The organism is Streptomyces sp. NPDC051172 (assembly GCF_040682555.1).
GTDB lineage: Bacteria > Actinomycetota > Actinomycetes > Streptomycetales > Streptomycetaceae > Streptomyces.
This window is the reverse complement of sequence record NZ_JBFBBE010000322.1, coordinates 1-1,615: the sequence shown is the minus strand read 5'-3', so window position 1 is coordinate 1,615 and position 1,615 is coordinate 1. Positions and strand designations below refer to the sequence as shown.

At 72.6% G+C, this 1,615-nt stretch carries 1 protein-coding gene; it reads left to right on the top strand.

Going from position 1 to position 1,615, the window contains the following annotated elements; translation table 11 throughout:
• A partial coding sequence (locus tag AB0N07_RS50725) for an alpha-1,4-glucan--maltose-1-phosphate maltosyltransferase (RefSeq protein WP_365847751.1) occupies positions 1-1,615 on the top strand: 1,615 nt, incomplete at both ends.

Sequence of the window (1,615 nt, the reverse complement as noted above, 5' to 3'; positions counted from 1 at the left end):
TTCCCGGCGATTGCCGGGTTCTGCTATGAGTTCACCGTCCGCGCCACCGTGTTCCGCGAGGGCCACGACTCCGTGCGCGCCACCGTCCGTCTGCTCGACCCGGCCGGCGCCGAGGTGCAGCGCGTGCAGATGCGTCCGGGCCGGCCCGGGCTGGATGAGGTCGTGGCCACGCTGCGGCCCGCCGAGCCGGGCCTGCACCAGTTCGTGGTCGAGGGCTGGGACGACCCGGTGGGCTCGTGGAAGCACGCGGCCACCGTCAAGATCGCCGCCGGCATCGACGTGGAGCTGATGCTCGCCGAGGGGGCCGCCCTTTTCCGCCGGGCGGCCGAGGACGCGGGGCGCTCGGCCGAGGACCGCGCCGTGTTCGAGGAGGTCGTTCGCGGCCTCGAGGACGAGTCCCTCACCCCTGCCCAGCGCCTGGCCTCCGCCGAGTCGGCGGAGGTGTCCGCCGTCCTCCACGCCCGCCCCGTGCGGGAGCACCTCACGAGCTCCGAGCTCTACCCGCTGGACGTGCAGCGTGAGCTCGCCGGGCGCGGCGCCTGGTACGAGTTCTTCCCCCGCTCCGAGGGCGCCCGCTTCGACGAGGCCACCGGCACGTGGTCCTCCGGCACCTTCGCGACGGCGGCCCGCCGGCTCCCGGCGGTCGCCCGGATGGGCTTCCAGGTGGCCTACCTGCCGCCGATCCACCCGATCGGCACCTCGCACCGCAAGGGTCCGAACAACACGCTGACGGCCGGGCCGCAGGACCCGGGCTCGCCGTGGGCGATCGGCGCGCCCGAGGGCGGACACGACACCGTGCACCCGGACCTGGGCACCGTCGAGGACTTCGAGGCGTTCGTGGCCGCGGCCGCGGACGAGGGCCTCGAAGTGGCCCTGGACCTGGCCCTGCAGTGCTCCCCGGACCACCCGTGGGTCGCCGCGCACCCGGAGTGGTTCACCACCCGCGTGGACGGCACCATCGCGTACGCGGAGAACCCGCCGAAGAAGTACCAGGACATCTACCCGCTGAACTTCGACAACGACCCGGACGGCCTCGCCCAGGCGGTGCTGGACGTGGTGCGGGGCTGGGTGGACCGCGGCGTGCACATCTTCCGCGTGGACAACCCGCACACCAAGCCCCTGTGGTTCTGGGAGTGGCTGATCGCGAAGGTCCGCGCCGAGGAACCGCGCGCCGTGTTCCTCGCCGAGGCCTTCACCCGTCCCGCGATGATGCACGCCCTGGGCAAGGTCGGGTTCCAGCAGTCCTACGGGTACTTCACCTGGCGGAACACCGCCGAGGAGCTCGCGGAGTACCTCCAGGAGATCTCGCATGAGACGCCGGCGTTCTACCGCCCCAACCTCTTCGTCAACACGCCGGACATCCTCACGGAGTACCTGCAGCACGGCGGCCCAGGCGCGTTCCGGATCCGCGCCGTCGTCGCCGCGATGGCCAGCCCGCTGTGGGGCGTCTACGCCGGGTTCGAGCTGTTCGAGCACGTGGCCCGGCCCGGCGCGGAGGAGTACATCGACAACGAGAAGTACGAGTACCGGCCCCGGGACTGGGAGGGCGCGGAGGCCGCGGGTGCATCGCTCGCCCCGTACCTCACCCGGCTCAATGAGATCCGCGCGGCGCACC